31 protein-coding genes are annotated in these 24271 nt (G+C 35.9%); 6 read left to right on the forward strand and 25 right to left on the reverse strand.

The features are described from left to right. Positions 1-19: 19 nt before the first annotated feature. The 5 genes from AC2CGR_RS25935 to AC2CGR_RS25955 all read right to left on the reverse strand — a co-directional run bounded on the left by AC2CGR_RS25935 (position 20) and on the right by AC2CGR_RS25955 (position 3601). On the reverse strand, positions 20-1222 hold the full coding sequence (locus tag AC2CGR_RS25935) for an MFS transporter (RefSeq protein WP_087966945.1): 1203 nt from the start codon (positions 1220-1222) through the stop codon (positions 20-22). Between the two features lie 212 nt (positions 1223-1434). Next, positions 1435-2013 carry a TetR/AcrR family transcriptional regulator gene (locus AC2CGR_RS25940; RefSeq protein WP_061687378.1) on the reverse strand — a complete coding sequence of 193 codons (579 nt, stop codon included), beginning with the start codon at positions 2011-2013 and terminating at the stop codon, positions 1435-1437. A 151-nt stretch (positions 2014-2164) separates the two neighbouring features. After that, positions 2165-2479, reverse strand: coding sequence for a DMT family transporter (locus AC2CGR_RS25945; protein ID WP_000539670.1), 315 nt, complete (start codon positions 2477-2479; stop codon positions 2165-2167). Positions 2480-2481: 2 nt separating this feature from the next. After that, the gene (locus AC2CGR_RS25950) at positions 2482-2826 is read right to left on the reverse strand and encodes a DMT family transporter (protein ID WP_087966946.1); all 345 of its coding nucleotides are present in this window, start codon (positions 2824-2826) and stop codon (positions 2482-2484) included. Positions 2827-3241: 415 nt separating this feature from the next. Continuing rightward, a complete protein-coding gene (locus AC2CGR_RS25955) occupies positions 3242-3601 on the reverse strand; it encodes a MerR family transcriptional regulator (RefSeq protein ID WP_000288070.1) in 360 nt (119 codons plus the stop codon). A 138-nt stretch (positions 3602-3739) separates the two neighbouring features. Here AC2CGR_RS25955 and AC2CGR_RS25960 point away from each other — a divergent pair, with 138 nt between their 5' ends. Next, positions 3740-4510, forward strand: coding sequence for an SDR family NAD(P)-dependent oxidoreductase (locus AC2CGR_RS25960; protein ID WP_131101457.1), 771 nt, complete (start codon positions 3740-3742; stop codon positions 4508-4510). Between the two features lie 66 nt (positions 4511-4576). On the opposite strand, the gene AC2CGR_RS25965 is transcribed toward AC2CGR_RS25960, so the two are convergent. Both AC2CGR_RS25965 and AC2CGR_RS25970 read right to left on the reverse strand, forming a co-directional pair. Next, positions 4577-5032: an N-acetyltransferase gene (locus AC2CGR_RS25965; protein ID WP_000689149.1), complete on the reverse strand. Its 456-nt coding sequence runs from the start codon at positions 5030-5032 to the stop codon at positions 4577-4579. 138 nt (positions 5033-5170) lie between these two features. Further along, positions 5171-5665, reverse strand: coding sequence for an Lrp/AsnC family transcriptional regulator (locus AC2CGR_RS25970; protein WP_000446103.1), 495 nt, complete (start codon positions 5663-5665; stop codon positions 5171-5173). A 203-nt stretch (positions 5666-5868) separates the two neighbouring features. On the opposite strand from AC2CGR_RS25970, the gene AC2CGR_RS25975 reads away from it, so the two are divergent. After that, the gene (locus tag AC2CGR_RS25975) at positions 5869-6780 is read left to right on the forward strand and encodes a DMT family transporter (protein WP_087966950.1); all 912 of its coding nucleotides are present in this window, start codon (positions 5869-5871) and stop codon (positions 6778-6780) included. 34 nt (positions 6781-6814) lie between these two features. Here AC2CGR_RS25975 and AC2CGR_RS25980 read toward each other — a convergent pair whose 3' ends face one another. From AC2CGR_RS25980 to AC2CGR_RS26020, 9 genes are all read right to left on the reverse strand, one after another. Further along, positions 6815-7300 (reverse strand): PRK06770 family protein, encoded by a 486-nt coding sequence (locus AC2CGR_RS25980; protein ID WP_087966953.1) that lies wholly within the window; start codon positions 7298-7300, stop codon positions 6815-6817. Continuing rightward, a complete protein-coding gene (locus AC2CGR_RS25985) occupies positions 7300-7701 on the reverse strand; it encodes a nuclear transport factor 2 family protein (RefSeq protein WP_087966955.1) in 402 nt (133 codons plus the stop codon). The genes AC2CGR_RS25980 and AC2CGR_RS25985 overlap by 1 nt, the downstream gene beginning before the upstream one ends. Positions 7702-7856: 155 nt before the next feature. Next, on the reverse strand, positions 7857-8261 hold the full coding sequence (locus AC2CGR_RS25990) for a DoxX family protein (protein WP_001077748.1): 405 nt from the start codon (positions 8259-8261) through the stop codon (positions 7857-7859). A 153-nt stretch (positions 8262-8414) separates the two neighbouring features. Continuing rightward, on the reverse strand, positions 8415-9488 hold the full coding sequence (locus AC2CGR_RS25995; protein WP_087966957.1) for a DUF871 domain-containing protein: 1074 nt from the start codon (positions 9486-9488) through the stop codon (positions 8415-8417). 48 nt (positions 9489-9536) lie between these two features. Continuing rightward, the gene (locus AC2CGR_RS26000; RefSeq protein ID WP_000711311.1) at positions 9537-10901 is read right to left on the reverse strand and encodes a PTS transporter subunit EIIC; all 1365 of its coding nucleotides are present in this window, start codon (positions 10899-10901) and stop codon (positions 9537-9539) included. Positions 10902-10924: 23 nt separating this feature from the next. Continuing rightward, entirely contained in the window at positions 10925-11809 is an 885-nt protein-coding gene (gene murQ / locus AC2CGR_RS26005) for an N-acetylmuramic acid 6-phosphate etherase (RefSeq protein WP_087966961.1), read from the reverse strand. A gap of 150 nt (positions 11810-11959) precedes the next feature. After that, the gene (locus tag AC2CGR_RS26010) at positions 11960-12823 is read right to left on the reverse strand and encodes a MurR/RpiR family transcriptional regulator (protein ID WP_484481337.1); all 864 of its coding nucleotides are present in this window, start codon (positions 12821-12823) and stop codon (positions 11960-11962) included. A gap of 17 nt (positions 12824-12840) precedes the next feature. Then, a complete protein-coding gene (locus tag AC2CGR_RS26015; RefSeq protein WP_270185474.1) occupies positions 12841-13170 on the reverse strand; it encodes an outer surface protein in 330 nt (109 codons plus the stop codon). A gap of 124 nt (positions 13171-13294) precedes the next feature. Next, positions 13295-14518, reverse strand: a complete 1224-nt coding sequence (locus AC2CGR_RS26020; RefSeq protein WP_370530089.1) for a cation:proton antiporter — start codon at positions 14516-14518, stop codon at positions 13295-13297. Between the two features lie 161 nt (positions 14519-14679). Between AC2CGR_RS26020 and bcaP the strand changes: the two genes are divergently transcribed. After that, on the forward strand, positions 14680-16083 hold the full coding sequence (bcaP, locus tag AC2CGR_RS26025) for a branched-chain amino acid transporter BcaP (RefSeq protein ID WP_061687374.1): 1404 nt from the start codon (positions 14680-14682) through the stop codon (positions 16081-16083). A gap of 28 nt (positions 16084-16111) precedes the next feature. Here the strand turns inward: bcaP and AC2CGR_RS26030 are convergent, their stop codons facing one another. From AC2CGR_RS26030 to AC2CGR_RS26040, 3 genes are all read right to left on the reverse strand, one after another. After that, positions 16112-16282 (reverse strand): hypothetical protein, encoded by a 171-nt coding sequence (locus AC2CGR_RS26030; RefSeq protein ID WP_087951453.1) that lies wholly within the window; start codon positions 16280-16282, stop codon positions 16112-16114. A 12-nt stretch (positions 16283-16294) separates the two neighbouring features. Further along, positions 16295-16498 (reverse strand): hypothetical protein, encoded by a 204-nt coding sequence (locus AC2CGR_RS26035; RefSeq protein WP_000391504.1) that lies wholly within the window; start codon positions 16496-16498, stop codon positions 16295-16297. Between the two features lie 79 nt (positions 16499-16577). Next, positions 16578-19037, reverse strand: coding sequence for a LamG-like jellyroll fold domain-containing protein (locus AC2CGR_RS26040; RefSeq protein WP_484481338.1), 2460 nt, complete (start codon positions 19035-19037; stop codon positions 16578-16580). Positions 19038-19391: 354 nt separating this feature from the next. On the opposite strand from AC2CGR_RS26040, the gene AC2CGR_RS26045 reads away from it, so the two are divergent. Continuing rightward, positions 19392-19817 carry an S-Ena type endospore appendage gene (locus tag AC2CGR_RS26045; protein WP_270185476.1) on the forward strand — a complete coding sequence of 142 codons (426 nt, stop codon included), beginning with the start codon at positions 19392-19394 and terminating at the stop codon, positions 19815-19817. Between the two features lie 57 nt (positions 19818-19874). Here the strand turns inward: AC2CGR_RS26045 and AC2CGR_RS26050 are convergent, their stop codons facing one another. The 4 genes from AC2CGR_RS26050 to AC2CGR_RS26065 all read right to left on the reverse strand — a co-directional run bounded on the left by AC2CGR_RS26050 (position 19875) and on the right by AC2CGR_RS26065 (position 21611). Further along, positions 19875-20219 (reverse strand): DUF3992 domain-containing protein, encoded by a 345-nt coding sequence (locus tag AC2CGR_RS26050; RefSeq protein ID WP_000525782.1) that lies wholly within the window; start codon positions 20217-20219, stop codon positions 19875-19877. A 20-nt stretch (positions 20220-20239) separates the two neighbouring features. Next, positions 20240-20608, reverse strand: a complete 369-nt coding sequence (locus tag AC2CGR_RS26055) for a DUF3992 domain-containing protein (protein WP_001277540.1) — start codon at positions 20606-20608, stop codon at positions 20240-20242. Positions 20609-20706: 98 nt separating this feature from the next. Further along, on the reverse strand, positions 20707-21312 hold the full coding sequence (locus AC2CGR_RS26060; RefSeq protein WP_270185478.1) for a DedA family protein: 606 nt from the start codon (positions 21310-21312) through the stop codon (positions 20707-20709). Positions 21313-21329: 17 nt separating this feature from the next. Further along, positions 21330-21611 (reverse strand): YkvA family protein, encoded by a 282-nt coding sequence (locus tag AC2CGR_RS26065; RefSeq protein WP_000733844.1) that lies wholly within the window; start codon positions 21609-21611, stop codon positions 21330-21332. Positions 21612-21961: 350 nt separating this feature from the next. Here AC2CGR_RS26065 and ku point away from each other — a divergent pair, with 350 nt between their 5' ends. Further along, positions 21962-22774: a non-homologous end joining protein Ku gene (ku, locus tag AC2CGR_RS26070; protein ID WP_484481339.1), complete on the forward strand. Its 813-nt coding sequence runs from the start codon at positions 21962-21964 to the stop codon at positions 22772-22774. 17 nt (positions 22775-22791) lie between these two features. On the opposite strand, the gene AC2CGR_RS26075 is transcribed toward ku, so the two are convergent. Together AC2CGR_RS26075 and AC2CGR_RS26080 are read right to left on the reverse strand one after the other, a co-directional pair. Further along, on the reverse strand, positions 22792-23571 hold the full coding sequence (locus AC2CGR_RS26075; RefSeq protein WP_484481340.1) for a DUF2935 domain-containing protein: 780 nt from the start codon (positions 23569-23571) through the stop codon (positions 22792-22794). Positions 23572-23585: 14 nt separating this feature from the next. Next, a complete protein-coding gene (locus AC2CGR_RS26080) occupies positions 23586-24014 on the reverse strand; it encodes a VOC family protein (RefSeq protein WP_484481341.1) in 429 nt (142 codons plus the stop codon). A gap of 33 nt (positions 24015-24047) precedes the next feature. On the opposite strand from AC2CGR_RS26080, the gene AC2CGR_RS26085 reads away from it, so the two are divergent. Then, positions 24048-24263 carry a spore coat associated protein CotJA gene (locus AC2CGR_RS26085; protein ID WP_001046257.1) on the forward strand — a complete coding sequence of 72 codons (216 nt, stop codon included), beginning with the start codon at positions 24048-24050 and terminating at the stop codon, positions 24261-24263. The last annotated feature ends 8 nt before the right edge of the window (positions 24264-24271 follow it).

Raw genomic sequence — 24271 nt, forward strand, 5'->3', positions numbered from 1 at the left:
ACCGTCGTAAGGGGTTTTATTACTTCGCAAAACTTTCAGCTAGCTGCTTCTCTCTCCACATAAATGTAATAGCGAGACCAACTATTAAAACAATTCCTGAAAATGCATATGGATAATGAATATTCATATCAAATAATATTCCACCCATCGCTGGTCCTGCGATATTTCCTAAACTCGTATAAGTCGAGTTCATACCAGCAACGAATCCTTGCTCTTTTCCAGCTGCTTTTGATAAAAACGTCGTTAAAGCTGGACGAAGTAAATCAAATGCAAGGAAAATGAAGCACGTAACGAGAAGTACAATCCAATAATTAAAGACTACAGTTGAAACGAATGCTAATACTGCACCTACAATTAAACAGATTTGAATTAACACTTTTTCGCCAAACATATCAACCAATTTACCAAACATAAATACTTGCACAACTACCCCAAAGATTGAACTAATTGTAATAATTGCTGCGATATCTTTCGGTGTGAATCCAAACTTATGATCAGAAAACAGACTAAACACAGTTTCATACGCCGATAAACCAAATGCAAGTACAAATACAATAATAAATGCAATTGCATACATTGGATGTAATGATTTCTTTAAATCACCAATAAAGCTTGATTCTTTCGTATTAGAAGAAATCTCTGCAAGTTCTTCTTTCGTTAACGGTTCTTTTAAAATAAAGATCGAAATGACACATGCTATAAAAGCAATTGCAGCTGCAACGAAAAACGGCACACGTATACCGTATTCTGCAATAAATCCGCCGATTCCAGGTCCTATAATAAAGCCGGTACTAATAGCAGCAGATAAATATCCCATCGCCTTTGGACGTTCCTGCATAGATGTAATATCCGCAACATATGCCGTAACACCAGGCATAATAAACGCAGCACTAATTCCGCCTAACACCCTCGCTGCATAGAGCATCCATACATCTGTTCCTAATCCAAAAAGAAGCTCTGAAACGCCAAAAATAAATAATCCAATGATTATCATTTTCTTCCTACCATAAAGGTCGACCCACCGGCCTGTAATAGGTGAAGCAATAAGCTGAGCCATTGCAAACACTGCAACGAGATATCCCATCGTCTTCCCTGTTAAACCCATATCATTCATAAAAGACGGCATAACCGGAATGATTAATCCAATCCCTAAAAAAGCGATAAATATATTACTCAAAAGAATGACCAATACCATCTTTTGTTCTTTTATCGGTTTCTTCACTTTTAACACCTCTTCCCGTAAATTCCTATCAAAAAATAATGCCCAAAAACCTTTTTCTTTATCCTACTATTTGTGGGCTATTCATGAGTAGAGATGCCCCCTACTCGTTAGAATTTCACTGTATTCTTCCACACATACATACGCATTAGGTGAATGACTATCATTCAGTTTTCCTCAAAAATGAACCTACCTTTTCAGACAGGTTCATCCCACTATTTCTTTATATGTAGTGCATGTGTTAAAAAATCTAGTACTTCTGCCTTTTGTAGCTCAACTTGCTCATCATCTTTATGATCATATAAATACACTTGTTCCGCTGCTGATTCAACTAGAGCGATAAACAACTTCGCTGTTCGCTCTGCGTGTACCGACTCACGAATTTCACCGGCTTCTTTCGCCTCACTTAAAAATTCACTTAGCCACATATAAAGAGGCTCATACACAGCTTCCCATTCTTTTATATGTTCTGTAGATGCAAGACCCGCATACATTAAAGCTTGTATTTCACGATATTCAGCTATGAAGTGAAACACCGCATCTATTACTTGCGTAACTTTACTTGAGAAAGGCGCATCATTTTGCACTTTCTCTTTCACCGCAAGTATCATCTTTTCAACCATCACTTCTGCTATTGCAGGCATAACAGATAACTTAGAAGGAAAATATAAATAGAAAGTTCCTTGTGCAATGCCAGCCAATTTCACGATATCAGAAATCTTCGTTTTTTCAACGCCCTTTTCCTGAAACACTTCAATCGCTGCATAGACAATTTTCTCTTTTTTATTCATCATCTAAATCCTTTCAAACACGTATTGAATGACTGTCACTCATTTTATAAGATAATCGATTGTACTGTCAATGATAGTGAACTTTGCGAGGAAATCATTTTTTCATAATAAAATCTCCTAACAAAAAATTAGGAGATAAAAATGCCAAATATCTTTAAGAAAGAGCCTTTAATCCTGTCACTCCACATACAATAAGAGCCACACTAATGATACGTGCTTTACTTTTCGACTCACCAAACAAGAACATGTTTAATAAAACGGCTCCCGCTGTTCCAATACCAATCCAAACAGCATACGCGACACTTACTTGTAAGAATAAGAAAGATGTATACAAGAATGCGAAGGATGTAGCAAATCCGCCTATATAAATCGCACCATTTGCTAACGTTTTATCTTTACTATACATTTTTAGACCGATCACACCGACTATTTCACTAATGGCAGCACAAAATACGAAAAACCAACCCATCTTTAAGCAGCTCCTTCCATAGTTTCTTCTTTATTATCAGCTAGTTTTAAACCGATAACGCCGGCTACAACCATCACGATAAAGAATAATTTTCCTACACTGAAACTCCCGCCGAAAAGGAATACATCCATTAAGAAAGTACCTACCGTACCAGCTCCGGCGAAAACAGCATATACAGTCCCTGTTGCAAGATGTTCACACGCTTTAGAAAGGAAGTGAAAATCAACAGCGATAACTCCTAAAATAATAATCCAATGCCACCAAGTATTGGCTGTATTAAAACCAAACACCCAAAAAATTTCAAAGATACATGTTAATATGACATATAACCAAGCTTTATTTTTCATACCTCTCACCTCTTATGACTGACTATCAGTCATTTTTATTTTAAAAAAATATGCTCTTTCATTACTACTATATATAAACAACTATCATCCTCATTTACCATTTATATTTGTTCCGTTTCCAAACTAACTATATCCTGTCATAGAAAAATGACTGAATGTCATTCATATATATATTGTACATGAATATTTTAAAAACTGTCAATGCCGAAAGTTTATTTAAAATTTCTTTCATCAGATTTGTATATTTCCTAATAATCTGTCAATACTGCTAGTAACATAATATTTTCTCCACTCCCCCTTGGAGAGATCCCTTGAATAGAGCAGTTAGCTTTTGCTAGCTGCTCTTCTTTATTTGCCAACACACTATGAGATCAAATCCATGTTTATCCTATAACTAAGGAGCGAATTTTGTTTTCTATTTATTTTCCAAAGAGGCCTTGTATGCAATAATTTTATTCTCAAGCATCTTCTCTGTAATTACTAAATTTTCTCTTTGATCTTGAATAGATCTCCTATGATCTTCTAGGAGCTGTAAACGAGCTTCTGTTGTATGCTCCCCTTCTGTATATAATCTAGCGTATTCTCTTATTTTCGCTATTGGCATTTGCGTTTGTTTTAATTTCATTACAAACTGCAACCACTTTATATGTGACTCTTCGTAAAGTCGATTTCCATTTGTATCACGATTTGCAATTAATATGTTTTCCTTTTCATAATAACGTAGTGTATGTGTGCTCACGCCTAATAATTTTGCTACCTCGCTAATTGTGTACATACTAAAACTCCCTCCACATGCTTACCCTCATATATTTTACGGCCTTATCAAATTTATAAAAAAACATTTGACTTAGAGTATACTCTAACAAATAAAATCTAACCATAATAAATTCATTTGAACTTAGGGGGATTTTATATGAAATACACGGTTATTACTGGTGCAAGTTCTGGAATCGGTTATGAAGCGGCTTTAGCCTTTGCATCTCGCGGAAAAAATTTAGTACTTGTAGCTCGAAGACAAGAAGAATTAAACGAATTAAAATTGAAAATTAACGAAATGAATCCAGCATTGGATGTTGTCATTCGAAGAACGGATTTGTCCATCACAGAAAATGTTTATAAGCTTTATGAAGGCCTACAAACTTTTCAAATTGAAACGTGGATTAACAACGCAGGTTTTGGTAATTTCGCCTCAATTGCTGAACAAAATTTAAATAAAATCGAAACGATGTTACATGTAAATATAGAAGCACTAACGATACTTTCTTCTCTTTTCGTTCGAGATTATTCCATGGTTGATGGCACACAACTTATTAACGTTTCATCAGGCGGTGGATACACAATTGTTGCTGATGCTGTTACGTATTGCGCTACGAAATTCTATGTAAGTGCATTTACAGAAGGGTTGTCTCACGAATTGAAGGAACAAGGCGCAAAATTGCAGGCAAAAGTTTTAGCACCTGGTGCAACTGAAACAGAATTTGCAAAGCGTTCATTTGATATTGATGAATTCCAATACGATAATGTTGTACCGAAATTCCACACTGCAAAACAAATGGCACAATTTATGCTCGATCTTTACGATAGCGATAAATTTGTAGGGCTTGTCGATGGTTCTACTTATAACTATGAACTTAAAAACCCCATTTTTAAGTTTGCAGTAAGAAAAACGAATTCAAGTTCTTAATTTCCCCTAAAACATAGATGCCCACTATTACGTAAATAATAGTGGGACTTTTTCTGTCTGAAAAATTCACCCAACATACCGAATCATCGCCACCTCATCACAATAATCAACCTTTGGACAATGCCTACAATCAATCCATACTTTCTCTGGCAATGCATCTCTATTCACAAAATCAAACCCGCACTTTTGAAAAAATTCCGTTTCATATGTTAAAGAAATAACTCTACTCACTTTTATTTTCGCAGCTTCATTCATGACATGATTCACTAACATACGTCCAATCCCTTTTCCTGCATATGTATGCGAAACGACTAACGACCGGACTTCTGCTAGATCCTCCCCTAATACATGTAAACCAGCAACTCCAACAATTTCTTCTCCATCTTTCATAACATATAAACATTGTAAGTATTGATAGAGAGATAAAAGAGAACGCGGTAAAACCACTCCCTCTTTTGCATAAATCTCAATAAGACTATAAATTTCTTTCACATCACTCGTAACTGCGTTAAAGATTTTCATATTCTATCCCCTTGTCCCCAATATTAATATTTATAACTTCAAATGAATTTTAATACATAATTTCATATAATAATACATCTCTCCTTCCCCCTCGTCAATCACTTTTCTTACCCTTACACAAACAAAAAACCAAGCAATCTAATCGATGCTCGGTTCCTCATTTCGTATCGGTAATACCGTCGAATATTTAATTTCACGAAGTGCTAAACTCGTCTGTATCTTTGTAATACCAAGCTTATTCAGCTTTCTAATAAACTGCTCTAATTCTTTACGATCACGATTTGCGACCTTTAATAAATAATCATACTCTCCTGTTAAGCAGTGACATTCTAACACTTCAGGCATCGCTTCTAATTCTTTTTCCAACACTTCAAGTTTATCCGATTGATGAATATTCGTACTCATAAAAATGAAGCATAACAAATCAAAACCAAGCTTTTCTTGGTTTAAAATGGCTACTTGCTTATCAATGAATCCTTCTCCATCTAATCTTTTTATTCTCGCATGCATCGCAGCTGGTGATAAATTAACACGTCGCGCAAGCTCTGCATTACTTACTTGTGACTCCTTCTGTAATATATCTAAAATTTGTACATCTAAATCATCCAACACTTTAATAACAGACGACTCCATCGAAATCCTCCTTTTTATTACCGATGATTATTCGAAAAAACACCTTATAACTTATATAAAACTGAATATTTTTCTGTTAATGTCATTTATAACAAAACAATTTATCGATTTTTATCCATTATACAAAAGAATATATTACACAATAAAGAAAAATGCTAAAATTATTTACAATTCATATTGATTACAACAAAGGGGATTTTAATATGCCTTATTTTTATGTTTTTTTACTATTACTAACGAGCTTATTATGGGGAGGAAACTTTGTCGTTGGAAAATCACTTGTTGATCACGCATCTCCAATGACACTTACAAGTTTAAGATGGATGATTGCGATCGTTTGTTTATTACCGATGGTATGGTTTAAAGAGAAGAAAATCATTCCACCACGTGCTGCCATACTCCCGTTAATATTGATGGGAATTTCAGGGGTTGCTCTTTTTAACATCTTTCAATTTTTGGCATTAGAAAAAACATCCGCAACAAATGTAGGGCTTATTTCTACATTAAACGCAATTTCAATCGCATTATTTTCCGTCTTATTTCTAAAAGAAAAAGTAAATACACTTCAAATTTTATCTATGACTCTTTCATTCTTCGGGGTTGTTCTCGTTCTATTAAAAGGTAACTTTGCCCTTTTATTTTCACTACATTTTAATAGCGGCGATTTATGGATGATTGCAGCAGTTTGTATTTGGGGAATCTATTCTGTTTGTAGTAAATGGGCAACAAAAACAACGACACCACTCATGGCGACGTTATACTCTGGTATTTTCGGCGTTATTTTATTACTGCCATTTAACATTGGAAGCTTCACTGTTACAAATATCAACACTTCTTTTATAACATCACTTTTATATACTGGGCTTATTTCCACAGTTCTTTGTATGGTATTTTGGAATGTTGGCGTACAAAAATTAGGAGCAACTACATCTGGCATTTTTCTAAACTTCAATCCCATTTTCACAGCTATTTTAGCATTCCTTTTCCTCGGAGAAGAATTAACGTGGATTCAAATTTTAGGGACAATAATCGTTGTAACAGGATGTTATTTATTTTCTCATTTCAAAACAGTTGCTGTTCAGCCAACTGGAGCTTTAATACGAAAACATTCTTAATGAAAAAACATCGTCATCTGAGTTGGCGATGTTTTTATTTATTCTTCATTTCTTTTATATACTGCTTTTCCTCTTCTGGCGATAAACGTTCTGTTGCCTTGCCAGTATCTCCACCTTGAAGCCTCCATAAAAAGTTGTGCTCCTCAACAGTTTGAGAAAAATCTCCTTTTTCCCATCTATTTATAATAGAAAATAACCTCATTTTATATTGAAAACCTGTACTATTTTCAATATCTCTTTTCACATTAGAAATTTCCTTGTTTGTCATTTCTACAAATCCCCATTTTTCAGAGGATTTTATCTTTTGGTGCACCATTTTATGCATAGTAGAAATAATTTCACCTTCACTAATTTGCGGAACTTCTTCTGCGGCTTTTTTCTCTATTTCATTTGCCACTCGCTGAGTTTGAATATTTTTATTTTCTTGTTCCACATATGCAAGCAATTTCTTTCCACCAACTATAGACGAGATAATTACTATACTTGTAATGCATATACCTACGATCCATTTAAAAAGCATTAGCTCTTCATCGCTTCCCTAACAAGATGACTATCTACATACTGCTTAAATTTCACAATTTCCCCGTTCTCAAGTTGCCATACATGAACAAATTCTGCTTCAAATGATTTTCCCGTTTCTTTATAAACTCCTGAATACATACCTTCAGCAATAATTACATCTTTTCCGTTTACTTCATGATACGTATTTACACTTGCTTTATAATCATCCCATTCTGATCCTAATCGGCTAAATACATTTTCCATTATTGCTTCTACACCTATATAAGTTCCCCCGTACGGGAACCCTTCTGCCTCTGTCCATTCTGCTTTTTCAGAGAGGGCTTCTGCTAAATGTTTTGCATTTGAAGAAGCTGATCCTTCATACGTGCTTTGAATCATTTCTAAATTTGTTTTAGGCATATGACTTCCTCCCGTTTATTTATTTTTTACGCAAGATGTAACTTTCATAGTTACATCTTGCGTAAAAAAATATTTAAATTGTTTTATTCTTAATCTACACGTTGTAATTATTATAGTTACAATAATGATTCAAGTCAACAATTTATAAATAAAATCTACTTCGTTTTCATTACTTTCTCTTTTAAGAAACGATCTACATATCCTTCTGCTTTTACAACAAATAAATACGCCCCCATTGCTAGTAATGCAAGATCTAATTCATATCCTGGATTCTTTCCATCTCCTAATAAACCAGCTGCTCCATTTACCTTTACAATAGCTCCAGCTAAAATAAGAGCGAATAACAATCCTACATATCGTACACCTAAACCGATAATTAATAATATACCACCAACTAATTCTACAGTTGCTACGCCATACGCTAGACCACCTGGTAAGCCGATGCTTGTAAACCAGCCTGCTACGTTATCGATACCTGATTGAAACTTCGCTAAACCATGTGCAAAGAACGTCACTCCTAACACGATACGAATAATTAAATTCCCAATATATTGATTCATTTTTTTCTCTCCTTTTTTGTTTTGTTATGGTGAACTTTTATTTACAAGTCAAAACAATACGGTATTTCATTCCATTCGTCAAATACTTTTTTAAAGAAAACAAAAAACATTATCCCTTTTACGGATAATGTTTTCCTACAAAGTAGCGTTACTTCAAGCTTTTACTCTATCGCACAAAAAAAGTTGAAACATTTTTCCAGCACCAACAAACGGCAATAAAGACATATCCTCTTCTACAACCATGCCAACAACGTTCACTTTCTCATCTACAGGCAAATCATGTATAGCAACTTGCATCTCTCCTGCATATCTACCGTACAATTCATTATCAATTGTAATGCTGCCTTTCTTTCTTAAAGTTGCATTCATCGGCTGTAAAATCACTTTATTTTCTTCTCTTGATTCTACAGAACGAATGACATCACGAGCTGGATCCAGCCTATTTGTATGCACTCGTTCCACTATTTTTAATACTTCTTTATCAGTTATAAACGATTTGTACCGCAGCGGAATAACCCCTCTACTCGCACTCGCTATCTCTTGTACGCTTTCTACACTTCCACTTATATCCCCGATTAACACTTTATCGACAGCACAATGTTGTACAAGTTCTAAGTACGCTTCAAGTGGGCGCATATTACGGTGCTTTTCTAGCGTTGGTAAGCCTTCATATAACGGGCCACGTTTTTCCCCATCTCCTGGAATAAATGCCATTGTTTTTATTCCGCACGCATGTAAGTATTCGTTTTGTTTTTGTAAGAATGATTTTGCTAGTCCTGTTTCTGGACGCGGGTAAAAATTATGCCACGCTTCTACATTCTCGACCCGTATCTTTTCAGTAATTAACTCTTTCCAAAATGAATCTGTAATCGTACTCGCATTTAAGGCTACTTTCATTTTATGGGATACGCGCGCAATTTCTTTCGGCGTGATGCCATAGTCCATTCGTAAGCCAGTAATGCCCCACTCTACTAACTCTTCCGCATTTTCGTACGTCATTCCTAAATGATGTAACGATTTTGGAGAAACATCGACCATTAATTCCATTTCATTTTCAAGAGCCTGCTTCCCAAGTATTTGAATTAACTCTTTATACGTATTTGGATCATCTTCTGGTATATGAAGTGATGTAAAAATAGATGAAAACCCGTTTTTCTTCGCTACCTTTAGCCATTCTTCTTGTTTCTTTACTCGCTCTTTTGAAAGATAAATTGATACTCCTAGCATATGAATCTCCCTTTCTATGAATAGAAAAAGAGAAAGGAATCCCTTTCTCTATATGTTTTCTGCCATTTCTTCTTTAAATCCGAAGAAGTACGTAAAGATGAATCCGAACGTATATGCCACTACTAATCCAAGGAAATATAATAAATATTTATTATCAGCAATTAACGGAATTAATGATAATCCTGATACACCGATTCCGAGTGCAGCTGTTTTCATAACTGCTTGGAATGCACCGCCGACAGCTGCACCTAAACAAGCTGTAAGAAACGGTTTCCCAAGTGGTAATGTAACCCCGTATAATAACGGTTCGCCAATTCCTAAAAATCCAACTGGTAATGCCCCTTTAATTACGTTACGAAGTCGTTTATTTTTTGTTTTTACATAGATGGCAATCGCTGCACCTACTTGACCAGCTCCAGCCATTGCGAGTACTGGTAATAAAGGTGTTACGTGCGTTTGATTAATAAACTCCATATGAATCGGTGTTAAACCGTGATGTAATCCGACCATAACGAGCGGTAAAAATGTTCCTGCAAGTACTGCTCCCGCAAACGCGCCGCCAATACTTAAAATACCATTAATTCCGCTCGTAATTCCTTCGGATAAGAAACCTGCTACCGGCTGAATGGCTAACATCGTTACGATACTTACGACTAACACAGTAATAAGCGGCGTTACAATAATATCAACTGCATTTGGCACTGCTTTTCGAACTTGTCTTTCCACTACAACCATAAGCCATGCTGCAAAAATAACTGCAAACAATCCACCCCGTCCGGGTACGAGCGCTTCACCGAATAATTTTACATTCGCCATCGCCGGGTTAAAAATTAAAATACCAGCAATCGCCCCAAGAACTGGAGTCCCGCCAAACTCTTTCGCTGTATTCCAGCCGACTAAAATCCCCAAAAATGTAAAGATACCGCCACCAATGAGTAGTAGCATTTGTAGCCACGTTGCATTCGGATCAGCACCTGCGTTTTTCGCAAAGTTAGCGACCCCGTTTATAATCCCTGATGCAACAAGACCTGGAATTAACGGAATGAAAATACTTCCTATTTTTCGTAAAAAGTTTTTCACTGGTGTATTATTTTTCTTCTTTATCTCTGACTTCATCTCTTGCCCAAGATCTTCAAGGTGATGATCTGCCACCTCACCAATTCGCAGTCCCGTTAAACCTTCCATCTCAGCTGCTACTTTATTTACTGTCCCTGGTCCAACAACAACTTGAAGCGTCTCATCTTCAATAACGCCCATAACCCCTTCAACCTTTTTTAAAAGGTCCATATTCACTTTACTTTCATCATGAAGCGTTAACCGTAGTCTCGTCATACAATGAGCAATGCCACGAATATTCTTTACTCCCCCAAGTTGCTCTGAAATTTCTTTCGCCATTCTCTCTTCTTTCTTCATAATAGAATCCCCCTCCCTATTATTTATAGTGCCTTCTTCACAAACCCTTTTGCTTCTTTTAGTTTCCCCAGTGCTTCCCCATACTCACACTGCAACAACACCATAACAATCGCAGCTTTCACGTTACGTTCTGCTTTTTCATAGTACTCTGATGCTACTTCATAACTAGCCCCTGTTGCTTCCACAATAATTCGTTTTGATCGTTCTACTAACTTTTCATTCGTAGATTGCACATCTACCATTAAGTTTTTATATACTTTCCCTACACCAATCATAGAAGCTGTTGAAATCATATTCAGTACTAATTTTTGCGCTGTACCAGCCTTCAACCGCGTTGAACCTGTTAAAATTTCTGCGCCTGTTTCTACTTCCACATTTAGTTTTGCATATTTACTTATTTCAGCATTTTTATTACAGGAGATACTAGCTGTACTCGCTCCTACGCTATTTGCGTACTTCAAGCCGCCAATGACATAAGGAGTTCGACCACTTGCCGCAATTCCAATTACAGTATCTTTCTCGTTTAATCCAATACTTTTTAAATCTTCTCCCGCTAACTCTTCGCGGTCTTCGGCACCTTCTACCGCCTTAGTAAACGCTTTCAATCCACCTGCTATAAATCCTTGCACCATTTTATCATCCGTGCCAAATGTCGGCGGACATTCCACTGCGTCCAAAATACCTAAACGACCACTTGTACCAGCCCCAATGTAAATGAGTCGCCCTTCTCTTTCAAATGATTGGATTACAGTTTGCACAATCTGTTCAATCTGTTCTATCTCTTTTTCAACTGCTAACGCAACAGTTCGATCTTCTTCATTCATACTTTGCAGAACTTCTTTTATGCTCATCTCATCTAAATTCATCGTCTTTTCATTACGGTGTTCTGTCGATAAATTTTCTAACATATTCCCACCTACTTTGAAATTTAATTTCATACTTTTATTATAACTTCAAGAAATTTAAAATCAATATTACTTTATTATTTTATGAAATTTTATTTCTCTTCATGACGAATTTATGTCCGTATGCAAAAAAAGATGGGTTTCCCCATCTTTTCATTTTAACTTCCGTAATCGCAAGGCTTCTTCTCTTGTCTCCATAAATTGATCCAATACGTTATTACCAATTCGATTGAAAGTAATCACATATAAAGCATCAATCATATTCAATTGCGTCATTCTCGAAGCAATACTTGCAATGCGATGATCTTGTTCTACATCTGGCATACAAAGACGAATATCTGCCTCTTTATATAACGGTGATGATTGATCAAGCTTCGTAATCGCAATAACTGTTGCACCTTGTCTCTTCGCATATTGCGCCATTTCAAGTACATCTTTCGTACGACCAGATGTTGAAATGGCCACAAATATATCGCCTTCTTTTAAATTTGTCACAAGCGGCAACATCATATGAAAATCAGATAGCATCATCGCTGTAAATCCGAGCCTTGTAAATTTATAAGCCCCATCCATCGCCGGAGTAGCTGATCCGCCTACTCCGTAAAAGATAATTTTATCCGCATTTACAATACGATCTGCAGCTTTTTCAAGTTCTTTTTTATCTATCGCCGTAACGCTCGCCTCAATTGCAGCTTTATTCACATATGTAACTTTATTAAACAAGTCGTACGGACCATCTTCCGTATTCATCACGGAAAAATCGTTAATATTATAATCAGCAATCGTTAATTCACGAACGAGCGCGATTTTAAATGCTTTAAAACTTCCGATTCCAATCGACTTACAAAAGCGAACAACACTCGCCTCACTTGAGCCCGCATTCGTTGACACTTCTTTCGTCGTTAAGTTCGGAACAATCTCTGCATTCTCCATTATGTACATGGCAACCTTCTTTTCAGCTGGTGAAAATTGATCCATATTACTTTCAATTTTAAATAGTAACGTTGAAGCTTTCACTATTTAACCTCCACTTCTTACGGTTGCGTATATTCTCTACTATCATTTGTATCATATAGATAAAAACCATCATTACCAGGTGGATGGTGAACAATTACAGTTCGATCCCCCTTTTTATATGACGTTATTTCACCTTCAGATCGCTGTTTTTCCCATCCACCTATCCAAATTGCAAAGTCGGGTACAAAAGCAGTGTACTTATAGTCTTTCGGGTTTTCGTCTTCTACATAAGAAGAAAAAATAGAAACCGGAAAATCTTTCACCTTTGATTCTTTCCATGCAGTAAATGGTATACATACTGCAATAAGTACGATTACACTGATAACCTTCCCCTTCGTAATCTTCACACTTCCCTCTCCTCGCCCTATCACATACATAGATTTTACCATAATTACAAACCCTTCATGCTATATGATCATTGCTTTTAGGAATAAAAAAAGAGCTTACCTACATCAGATAAGCCCTTCCTCTCTATACAAAATATTTCTTCAAAAGTGGCGGTGTAATAATCGTCGTCAATATAACAACAATAACGATCGCTGTGAAATTTTCTTTCGCTAGTAAATTCGCCGTAAGTCCATTTGCTGCGATGATAAGTGCTACTTCTCCGCGCGATACCATCCCCGCACCAATACTAATAGAAGATTGAAGGTTGAATCCTGTTAATCTTGCTCCTAAACCTGATCCGATTAACTTTGTAAAAATCGCAATGAGCGTCATAATGATAATGAACCAAAGCTGGCTTCCGATACCTTGAAATGTAATTTCCATTCCAATACTTACGAAAAACACCGGTACAAATATCGCATAAGCAATCGGTTCAATTTTATGTTCTACTTCGTGCTTATACTCTGTTTGAGAAATGGCAATTCCGGCTGCAAATGCTCCAATAATACCTGCAATTCCCATCATTTCACTGTAATACGAAAAAGAAAAACAAATAATAAGAGCCGCGCTAATTAGTGCTTCTGTTACACGAAGCGGCACGAGCATTTTCATAATCCAAGGAACAACTTTCCATGCGATAAAAACGATGCTGACAAAGAAAATAATTTTCTTTACGATAACTAGTGTTATATTCACATCTTGCGTTCCTAAAAAACTCATAACAAACGCTAATAGAATAACGACGATAACATCGTCAAATACGGCAGCACCTAAAATCGTTGTACTTTCTCTCGTATTCATTTTCCCTAAATCTCTTAGCGTTTGCACCGTTATACTAACTGACGTTGCGCAAAGTAATAAACCTAAGAAAATTGCATGAGATTGTATTAATCCAAACAGCAATCCTGTTACATAACCACCGATGAAAGGAAAAATAATTCCACCAGCTGCTACTGCAAATGATGATTTCAAATTCCGATTTAACTCTTCTAAATCTGTTTCAAGTCCAGCCATAAACATAAGTAGCAAAACACCAATCTCACTCAGTTCATCGATTAATTCAGAACTATTTATAATACCAAGTACAGCTGGACCGATAATAATACCGATAATTAATTTACCAAGTACAGAAGGCTGGCCAAGCCTCACACTAATATCACCAGCTAATTTCGTACAAAGTAAAATGACGACAAGTTCAAAATAAAATAACATAACATCTTCTCCTACTTTAACTTTGATCAGTGGGTCGTTAACCCTCGTCCATTCCTGCAAGTAGTTTCTCCTATTCATCCGCATTTTATTTGTCATATTTTTATTTGACAAAATATTCTGAATTATATTAAGATTAATCCAGCAATTTTAAAAACTACATACCATAACTGTACCTCCATTTACTTACATACTCTTTTCTAGTGGGCTCATACTACATTCGCAGTTATGGAAATGAAAAAGCGGGGGGAGAGTCCAAAGTGAAGTCATTATTACGAAAAAAAGCGCTTAGTACTGAATCACCACGGCAGTTAGAGAGAACATTAACCGCACTTGATTTAACGTTTTTAGGAATTGGCGCCGTAATTGGGACAGGGATATTTGTATTAACAGGTATTGTTGCAGCGAAACATTCTGGTCCTGGTATTATGCTATCATTTCTTATTGCTGCATTTACTTGTGCTTGTGTAGCCTTTTGTTATGCCGAATTTGCTTCTTCTATTCCTGTCTCAGGAAGTGTGTATACTTACGCATACATGACAGTCGGAGAAGTCGTCGCCTTCATCGTCGGATGGTGTTTAATGCTCGAATATTTACTAGCAGTCGCAGCAGTAGCTGTCGGTTGGTCTGGTTATTTACAATCTTTACTACAAGGATTTAACGTCCATCTTCCCGCCATAATCGCCTCGGCCCCTGGCGTAGGAAAAGGTGGTCTCATCGATTTACCAGCTGTTTGTATTTTACTCATCATTACTGGCCTTTTAAGTTTTGGTATACGCGAAAGCGCACGTATTAATAATATTATGGTTCTTATCAAGTTAGCCGTTATTATCGCCTTTATCGTAGCAGGTGCAAAATATGTAAAACCTGAAAATTGGACACCGTTCATCCCATTCGGATATGACGGTATTATTACTGGGGCTGCTACTGTATTCTTCGCCTTCTTAGGATTTGATGCAATCGCAACCGCTGCGGAAGAAACGAAAAAACCACAGCGTGATTTACCAATCGGCATTATTGGCTCTCTTCTTATTTGCACTGTTTTATATATGATCGTATCTTTCGTTTTAACAGGTATGGTTCCGTATACGCAATTAGATGTTTCTGATCCAGTTGCGTTTGCCTTACATTTCGTTGGCGAAGATACAATTGCAGGACTACTCGCTGTTGGAGCGATGACTGGAATGACAACCGTTCTCTTAGTCGTTATGTATGGACAAGTTCGCGTTTCGTATGCGATGAGCCGTGACGGTTTACTTCCAAAAGCGTTAGCACGTGTAAATAAAAGAGTAAAAATCCCTTTATTAAATACGTGGATTACTGGCGTTGTTGCTGCTTTATTAGCAGGCCTTTTAGACTTACATTTGCTAGCGAATTTAGTAAACATCGGCACGTTAACAGCCTTTACATTCGTTTGCTGCGCAGTACTTATTTTACGAAAAACACACCCTGACTTAAAACGCGGATTCCGCACACCTTTCGTACCTGTACTACCAGTTGTCGCGATTCTTTGCTGCTTATATTTAATGATCAATTTGTCTAAAACAACATGGATTAGCTTTGCCGTTTGGCTTATAGTCGGCTTATGCTTCTATTTCTTCTACTCTAGAAAGCATAGTCACTTGGCTACCGAAAAAACGAATGATGAAAAGAAAAAAGCATAACAAAATAGCTCGCCGCTAAAACGGCGAGCTATTTTTCTGTACTATTATATTTTTTCGTTAACGATTGTAAAATGAAAAATATGCCGATGCAAGCTGTAAACGATGCCCAACTTCCTATTGGCGTTGCGTATTTCACAATTCCAATACCTACAAGTAATAGGAAAATAATCACCTGATATATGAGCTTCCACTTTTGCATATATTCCCTCCTTTACTTCGTTCCCTTCTTTTTCTTCTTCCATGCATTTAAACTATCAAAGAAGAAATTAATAAATAACGTGCCTAAACCCGCTAATAAAAACGTCATTAAAAATAGAACCCATATACTTTTTTCTTTTAAGAAATAATATCCTACAAGGAGCACAACCGCGATCCATACATATTCAAGAATTCTTTTTAGCTTTTTCTCTTCCAAATTATTCGCTCCTTCATTCTATGCTACTTTTAGTATAACAAAAAAGAAGCCTATCATGATAAGCTTCTTTTCTTCACTCTTATTTGTTTATGCTTTTTTCAACGAGTGAAATCGCATATTCCATCGTACGGTTCATCGTTTCTACTTGTGCATCTTTTACTTTCGCATCTTTTAATACAGCTTCTGCCACTGTAATTTTTTGACTCAATGATTTCACTGAACCGTCCGTTACATTTGCAGCTTGCGCTTTTTTCAATACTGCTTTTGCAGATTCAATATTAATTTGTAATTTTTCTTTCAATGTTTTCGGTTGCTCTACTACTTTAGATTGTATAAATGTTTGATTTGCAGTTTTTAATTCGTTATACGCTTGAACAATTTGTTCTCCCGTACTCGCTACATTTTCAAACACTTGTTTTGCATGATTATAGCTTTTCTCTAATTCTTGAAATGCTTCCTTTGAATATTGACCTGGCTTATCACCAAACTCATACGTACCAGCTAACACTTCTTTCACTTTTCCAAGCTCTTCATATAACGCGTTCACTTGCTCTAACTTTGTGCGGTTAGAAAACTCATTGTACGCCGCTAATACTTCTGAAGAACTTAACGCTTTACTATATAATCTCGCAAGCGCAATTTGTCCGTTCAACGGAATACCACCATTTCCTTTGCTATCAGGGTCAGCTCCAAATGCAAATGGTACGTTCGGATGAGACACTTTCCCTGTAGCTGGTTGGCTATTTACTTTTTTACCATCGACATAAATAGCTACTTCACTTCCGTTATACGTTCCTATTAAGTGATACGTTTTATTTGCTTCTAATTGAACGCCAACACGTTTATAACTGCCACCAATATGAGCCCACAATTCAACATTTCCACTTCCTGTAGATTCAAAGCCAATTCCGCCACCCTCTGTATTTTGCAAAATACCTTGGCCACGAATTTCATTCATTGAAAATACGGTTTCTAGCGTGAACGTATTTGCTACTTTCTCTTTTTGTGCTGCTGAAAATGGAAGGTATCCAAATGTATTAGATTGTCCGTTTAACTTCATAACATTCTTTTTCAATGCTTTATCATATTCAATAGTCACATTGCCCTTCACATCACCTTTTGTTCCAAATGGTGAATTGTCTTTAAATGTAACATCTGCAAAATTCACATCGAAAACATCAGCCTTTGGCACTTTTACATTCGGGTCAATATTATCTTTTTTCGTAGTAATTTCTGCCGTTAACGGTTGTACACTTTCATTGCCAAATGAATCAATTGCAACAACTTCAAGTGTATATGTTTTCCCGCCATCTAACCCTGCAAGCGTAAACGTAAGATCTTTCGGCACTGGATCACGATAAAACTCTGAGAATGCTAACAATTTATTCTTTATTTCTCCCGTTTGCTTATCTCTAGCTTGTACACGATAAGAATGTACAAGAAGGTTGTCCAATGCTTGTGGAAATGTTACTGTTGCCGCATTTTCTGTTACATTTGATACCGCAAGCTTTGCATCCTTAGCAAAGTATGGCTTTTCTTTATCACGATCTTCTACATGTGTAAATGTGTCTTTCTTTGCTGGTAATTTAATTTTCCAAGGTTCGCCTGTCCAAGAATTTGTATGGAAATCACGGCGATTGATCGTTACTTCTTTATCGTCTACTTCTACTAATAAGCCTTGGCTTAATGTGCTAGCTCCTGGCGGGATATTCCCTTGTACTTTACCACCTTCAACTTCCATGTAACTTATAGAAGATGTACCAACTGATGTAAAGTCTTTTTGATGAATCGATCTTGGATCATCTAACGGATAATGTGAATGACCTGAAAACGTAATAGCCTGCGGATATTCTTTTAATACCGCATTAATTTTTGCGCTATCTTTTGTTCCCCATTCATGACTACCGTAAACTGTCTCTTTAATGTGTTGGTGTAAAAATACGAAAATTGATTTTTCTGGATCATCTTTTTGTGCCTTTGCCATTTCTTCTTTTAACCAATTAATTTGCTTGTCCGAATAATATCCATGAGTTGTCCCGTCCTCTGGAGACATAACAAGGAAGTGATACCCTTTTACCACTTTATGATAATAAATTGATTCCATTCCTGTCTTTTCTAAGAAACGCTTCTGTGCCCCCTCTACAGATAAACCGTTCCAATAATCGTGATTACCGAGAGAATTCATTCGTACTGCATCTTTATTTGCATTTTCATTATACACTTGCATGAAACGATCATATTGTTGCAGTGATCCTGAATCAGTAAAATCTCCCACAATTACAAACGCATCTTGTTTAGGCGCAAGTGTATTCAGTTGCTCGATTGCTCGTTTCCAGCGAAACGTATCATCTGTTCCACTATTCTTAATATGTACATCACTTACAACCGGAAAAACTATCTTCTTCTCACTCGGTGCCTTTTCTTGCTTCTTCTCTTCCGCTTTAACTGATGTACTCCACGGAAATGATACAAATGCTAATACAAAAACCATTAATAATCCAATAAGACCTTTTACTTTTCGCAAAACCATTCTGTCCACGTGAATCCTCCTCATAATAATTGATTCATTACAAGGGATATTTTATCTAAAGCATATTAATGTCGTTTAAATAACAAATAAATTTTATTAGATTTTTGTAAATATACAGTTAATTAAAGGTTAAGTTCAACATTCTTCTTACTATTGTATACAACCACTTTTTGTCTAAAAGAGTCTGAGCATTCTTTTCCCATGTCTATTCACATATAATCTTTTCTATAACATGAATAATAATTTAAGTGTTCAGCCTATTAGACAATCTTAATTTTTAACAATTTCTTCTTTTTTTAACACATCGGCCATGCTTCTACATTTAATAGTAGTAAAAGACTACTTAAAAAGGAGGGGGTTGTATTGAAGAATAAAAAAAACATTGGCTGTTTTGCTCCTTTGTCTATCATTTGCCCAGACCCTTGTCCATCACCCCCTCCTCCAGATCCAGATTGCGAGCGAGTAACAAATGAATTTGCAGGAAATTTCCTTATAACGAATAACACCATCCCCTCTGCCAAAGGTGCATCACAATCAATGATACTGTGGCAAAGTGATGGGATACTACTTATATCAGGTACTGTCTCGGTTTACAATAGTACTAGCAGCACCGAAGCAATTACAATTCAAATTGTTGGAGCAGTAACCAATATTTTCACTGTGTTTCCTGGTAATACAATATCGTACACAGGAAAAGACTTACAGTCAGTCAATCTTACTAATATACAAAATAATCCTTCACTATATTTAGAAGGCAAGTACTGTTGCCAATTTACATGTCGCTTATAGAATACCAATTTCATTACTTTCTTAATTAAAAAAGCATACCATTTACGGTATGCTTTTTTATGAAATCGGATAACGTACTGTAATACAAAACTCGCCTTGATTAACAGTTGTCCCTGTTGTAGTAATTCGAACAGTCGTAAAATATCGTACAGTGAAAGTACCACTACTTTGTGGTTGTACAGTAATTGTGTCAACTACTGTAGCACCTACTAAAAAATCAACTGTAATTGGAGCCGCACCTACATCATATTTCACGTAACCTGAACCATATACTTCTTGCGTGATATTATTTGTATATACAATTTGAGTACCAGCACCTGTAATAGACCAGTCTGTACATACTTGGTCTTGCACAAGCGTTTTATTAGAACAACAAGACAAACTGGAACCTCTCATTCCCATTTCGATCCTCTCCTATTCTGCTATGAAAGTGGATAACGTGTTGTAATACAAAATTCTCCCTGATACGTTCCAGCAGGTGTTGCAGGTAACACAACTTGTATACTATCAAAGCGGCGATACGTAAAAGCAATACTCGTTCCTGGGTTTAATGTTTGTGTATCAATTGTACCCCCAGCAGAATCAAGCGCTTCTACAGTAATCGGGCCTGGTCCAACATCATATTTAACAAAACCAGTACCAACTACGTTTTGGTTAATATTATTTGTATAGAGAACATTATCAATTGCTGTTGCAACTACAGTAGCAGACCACGGACTACACACTTTATCTTGCACATAATTTTTATCTGGACAACAAGTTAATGCTGACCCTGAGCACTCACAAGACATAGTTGTTTCCCCTCTCTCTTTTATATTCCCTATATGTGTATGTCCCCTAGATTCTTTTGCCTGTACTATTCATCTATTTTCAAAAAATATTCATGTGACTACATAGATTCCGCTTTGTTTCTTTTTTTCATATATTTATAGACAAAGATACTAGCAACGATAAGAATAACGCCTCCTAATATCGGTAGCATATATTGTCCAACAACATCCGCAGCCTTTGCCCAATGCGGACCTAATTTCATTCCAAAATAGACATATAAAGTCGTTAACGGGAACATTGCTACAAATGTATAAATACTAAATTTCCATATATTCATTTTTGCCATACCACATGGAACAGAAATAAGTGTTCGAACTCCCGGTACAAAGCGTCCAACAAATGCTACAACTGGTCCATATTTCTCAAAGAAATCATCTGCTTTTTGAATTTGTTCTTCTTTAATAAAGAAGTATTTCCCGTATTTTATTAATAGAGGACGACCACCGTAATAACCGAGTGCATATAACGTTAATGGTCCTGTCGTTCCCCCAAGTGTTCCAGCTAATACAGCTAGCCAAAAATTCATATCGCCCTCGTACACCCAATACCCAACCATAGGCAAAACTACCTCTGCTGGAATAAATTCAAACGTTAAAGCTAATACAACTCCAAAATAAGAAAACTGCTTTAAAAACTCGATTATATCTAAAATCATTTGCTCCATATTTTCTACTCCAACTCCTATCCTACGTTTACGTTATGCTTTTCTTGTAATTGAACTGGCGCCATTTTTACAATTCGGTTCAGAATAAATAACACAATCCCAATATCATCTAAAATACCGATGAACGGTAAAAAGTCTGGAATTAAATCGAGCGGCATCGCTACATAACCAACTAAAAAAGCAATAGATAAGATTTTCTTCTTTATTGAAACCTCTTTTGAAGTAAAAAAGTCAAATAGGAATGGAACGAAACGACGAACATGAAATACAACTCTTAATCTACTAATAAGTTTTTTCATTTTTATATCTCCTCTCCTTGTATACAAAAGGACCCTACCAAATATGGTAAGGGTCCTAAAAAAGACAATAAGGGGCCTTTACCATTGCTGGTAAAGGTCTCACTAACAACGAAACGTTGCCAATAAAGCCGAGGGTTTCTCCCTGTAATGACGACTTTACTGTAATAAGTTACTCCCCTTTATATACACAATTTTATACAATCACATTAAAATATTTTGGAGGGCTTGTCAATATATTTTATATCCCAAGCCCTCCTGCTTACCCTTCCATAAAAAACAAAAAACGTATAGGAAATTTCTTACTATCTCATAATATACATAATCATTTTTAAGGAAAGGAGAGGCTTCATTTGCATACCGTATGGAAAGGTGCACTTTCACTTGGACTATTAAATATAGGAATTAAACTATATAGCGCTGTAGAAGAAAACGATATCAAATTTTTAAGTCTCCATAAAGAATGCTTAACACCTATTAAATATAAAAAATTTGCTCCTAATTGTACGGATGAAGAAATTGATGATAAAGATATTGTAAAAGCCTATGAATACGCACCTCATAAGTACATTATTATAGATGAAAAAGAATTAGCTGCGTTGCAAAAAACTCACGAACCACGATCTATTCGTATTATATCTTTTGTCCAAAATAACGAAATTGATTCTATTCTTTATGACCGCTCTTATTTTATAGGCCCTACTCCGGGACATGAAAAATCATATTTATTATTAAAAGAAGCTCTTGAACGTACAAATAAACTTGGGCTTATTCATATTTCTATTAGAAAAAAACAACATTTAGCTATTATCCGTAACTTTGAAGATGGGCTTATGTTGCAAACTATTCACTATCCTAATGAAATTCGCGATATAACAAATACACCTAACTTACCAAGTAATGAAAATTATCCGATTCAAAAACAAGAACTCACCGCAGCAATCAACTTAATTCACCACCTTACAAACCCTTTTGAACAAAAAATATATACAGATGAATATAAAGAAGCCCTTACCGAATTAATCGAAAATAAAATTGAACAACAGGAAAAAACGGAAACAATCTCTCCAGCTCCAAACATCATTAATATTATGGAGACATTACAGGCAAGTATTGAACAAGCAAAAATAAAAAGAGACAATAAAACAGAAAAAGAGGCCAAATAAAATTGACCTCTTTTTCTTTAAAGCGGATTACACTTCGGCATTTCAAGTCCAGACGATTGAGCTAATTTTAATAAATAATAACATTCCTCTCTTGCCATATGATCTGCCATTCTTGCTGATAATGCACTTAATATTTCATTCGATAACTCCAATTCTTCCACTTCATGTAAGAAATGTGAAAATAATTTTAGTTCAAGTGAAACATCTTTTGTAAACTTCTTTAATGCTGGAAAATGATGCAGCTCCGTTCGTAAATATCCAGTCATCTCAACTGCCTTTAAGTAAAATTGTTCAAAATGCTTCGTAAATTCTTCGCTTTTCTCTTTTAATCTTTTTTCAACAAGATCTAGCCCACCAGAAATAGAACCCGCATGACCAGCCGCATCCGTTAACCAAACGAGATGATAATGCAGTTCATGAAAAACAGGTGGAACTTCCCCCTTCTTCAAAAACTCTAAAACCGTTATATACTCTTCCACTTCGTTTACCATATGATTAATAAAAGTTGGCGTAAAATGAATGGTAATTTTTCCTTCCAACTGTTTCTGTATAATATTTAATTTAAACGTCCGAATCTCCTTAGCAGCTTGTTCTGCCTCTTTTGAAAATGCAATGAGATTAACAGTATGAATTTTTTTTAGAAAGTCCATAAACGTCTCAACAAAATAAGTAGCTTTTTTTATATCTTCTTTTTCCTTTGGAGCTAACGCATCAAGTAAAAATTGCGCATGATCACTAAGTACCTTTAGCCAAAATTGATGCTCAAACAACGCACTTTCTTCATAATTTCTCTCCACTACATCCCCTCCATTTATTCACCCTTCTCTACTATTTGAAGTTTATATCCATCTGGGTCTTGTACTACAATACTCCTCGCACATTCATTTTCTGTATATAAAATTTCATAAAACGCTAGTTTCTTTTTCAATTTCTCTATGTTAGAAATCGTAAATGTTAACGCCTCACATGAATCTGTAACACTCTTTTCCCGCCCGCCTAACATGCGATTCATGACAAAACTAATTCTCTTTGAATCAGAATCATACCAAACCCCTGTTGTATCTAATTGCGGTCTTTCTAAACTAGGTTTGATTCCTAAAATCCCTTCGTAAAAATACAACGTTTCCTTTAAGTTTTTCACTTCCAATACAATGAATTGTTTCACAGTCTCCACATTCATTCCCCCCGTACCTATTACTTTTTTATATGTGTCATAAATGCTCATTATGTCTGAATACAATACGTAGTAATGAACATGTAAGGAGGTTTATTCGTGAATAAATATATGAGATCATTTGTGCCCTATCATAGTCCTCTCGATCCTTGTCCTCCTATCGGAAAAAAATATTATTCTACTCCTCCTAATTTATTTTTAGGCTTTCAACCGCCAAACTTACCGCAATTCACGCCAAAAGAAGCACTCCAAAAAGGAACTTTATGGCCTGTTTTTTATGACTATTATGAAAATCCTTATAAAAAAGGGCGGTGACTACTGAC

This window comes from Bacillus sp. LSHTCR4, from assembly GCF_057197025.1.

Excerpts from the sequence above, each read along its gene's own strand:
- AC2CGR_RS26020 (WP_370530089.1), bottom strand. The coding sequence starts at position 14,518 with ATGACAAATAAAATGCGGATGAATAGGAGAAACTACTTGCAGGAATGG.
- AC2CGR_RS25940 (WP_061687378.1), bottom strand. The coding sequence starts at position 2,013 with ATGATGAATAAAAAAGAGAAAATTGTCTATGCAGCGATTGAAGTGTTT.
- AC2CGR_RS25950 (WP_087966946.1), bottom strand. The coding sequence starts at position 2,826 with ATGAAAAATAAAGCTTGGTTATATGTCATATTAACATGTATCTTTGAA.
- AC2CGR_RS26065 (WP_000733844.1), bottom strand. The coding sequence starts at position 21,611 with ATGAAAAAACTTATTAGTAGATTAAGAGTTGTATTTCATGTTCGTCGT.
- AC2CGR_RS25980 (WP_087966953.1), bottom strand. The coding sequence starts at position 7,300 with ATGCTTTTTAAATGGATCGTAGGTATATGCATTACAAGTATAGTAATT.
- AC2CGR_RS25975 (WP_087966950.1), top strand. The coding sequence starts at position 5,869 with ATGCCTTATTTTTATGTTTTTTTACTATTACTAACGAGCTTATTATGG.
- AC2CGR_RS25960 (WP_131101457.1), top strand. The coding sequence starts at position 3,740 with ATGAAATACACGGTTATTACTGGTGCAAGTTCTGGAATCGGTTATGAA.
- AC2CGR_RS25990 (WP_001077748.1), bottom strand. The coding sequence starts at position 8,261 with ATGAATCAATATATTGGGAATTTAATTATTCGTATCGTGTTAGGAGTG.
- murQ (WP_087966961.1), bottom strand. The coding sequence starts at position 11,809 with ATGTTAGAAAATTTATCGACAGAACACCGTAATGAAAAGACGATGAAT.
- AC2CGR_RS25985 (WP_087966955.1), bottom strand. The coding sequence starts at position 7,701 with ATGCCTAAAACAAATTTAGAAATGATTCAAAGCACGTATGAAGGATCA.
- AC2CGR_RS25995 (WP_087966957.1), bottom strand. The coding sequence starts at position 9,488 with ATGCTAGGAGTATCAATTTATCTTTCAAAAGAGCGAGTAAAGAAACAA.
- AC2CGR_RS26055 (WP_001277540.1), bottom strand. The coding sequence starts at position 20,608 with ATGTCTTGTGAGTGCTCAGGGTCAGCATTAACTTGTTGTCCAGATAAA.
- AC2CGR_RS25965 (WP_000689149.1), bottom strand. The coding sequence starts at position 5,032 with ATGAAAATCTTTAACGCAGTTACGAGTGATGTGAAAGAAATTTATAGT.
- AC2CGR_RS26030 (WP_087951453.1), bottom strand. The coding sequence starts at position 16,282 with ATGCAAAAGTGGAAGCTCATATATCAGGTGATTATTTTCCTATTACTT.
- AC2CGR_RS25945 (WP_000539670.1), bottom strand. The coding sequence starts at position 2,479 with ATGGGTTGGTTTTTCGTATTTTGTGCTGCCATTAGTGAAATAGTCGGT.
- AC2CGR_RS25970 (WP_000446103.1), bottom strand. The coding sequence starts at position 5,665 with ATGGAGTCGTCTGTTATTAAAGTGTTGGATGATTTAGATGTACAAATT.
- AC2CGR_RS26000 (WP_000711311.1), bottom strand. The coding sequence starts at position 10,901 with ATGAAGAAAGAAGAGAGAATGGCGAAAGAAATTTCAGAGCAACTTGGG.
- AC2CGR_RS26050 (WP_000525782.1), bottom strand. The coding sequence starts at position 20,219 with ATGGGAATGAGAGGTTCCAGTTTGTCTTGTTGTTCTAATAAAACGCTT.
- AC2CGR_RS26060 (WP_270185478.1), bottom strand. The coding sequence starts at position 21,312 with ATGGAGCAAATGATTTTAGATATAATCGAGTTTTTAAAGCAGTTTTCT.
- AC2CGR_RS25955 (WP_000288070.1), bottom strand. The coding sequence starts at position 3,601 with ATGTACACAATTAGCGAGGTAGCAAAATTATTAGGCGTGAGCACACAT.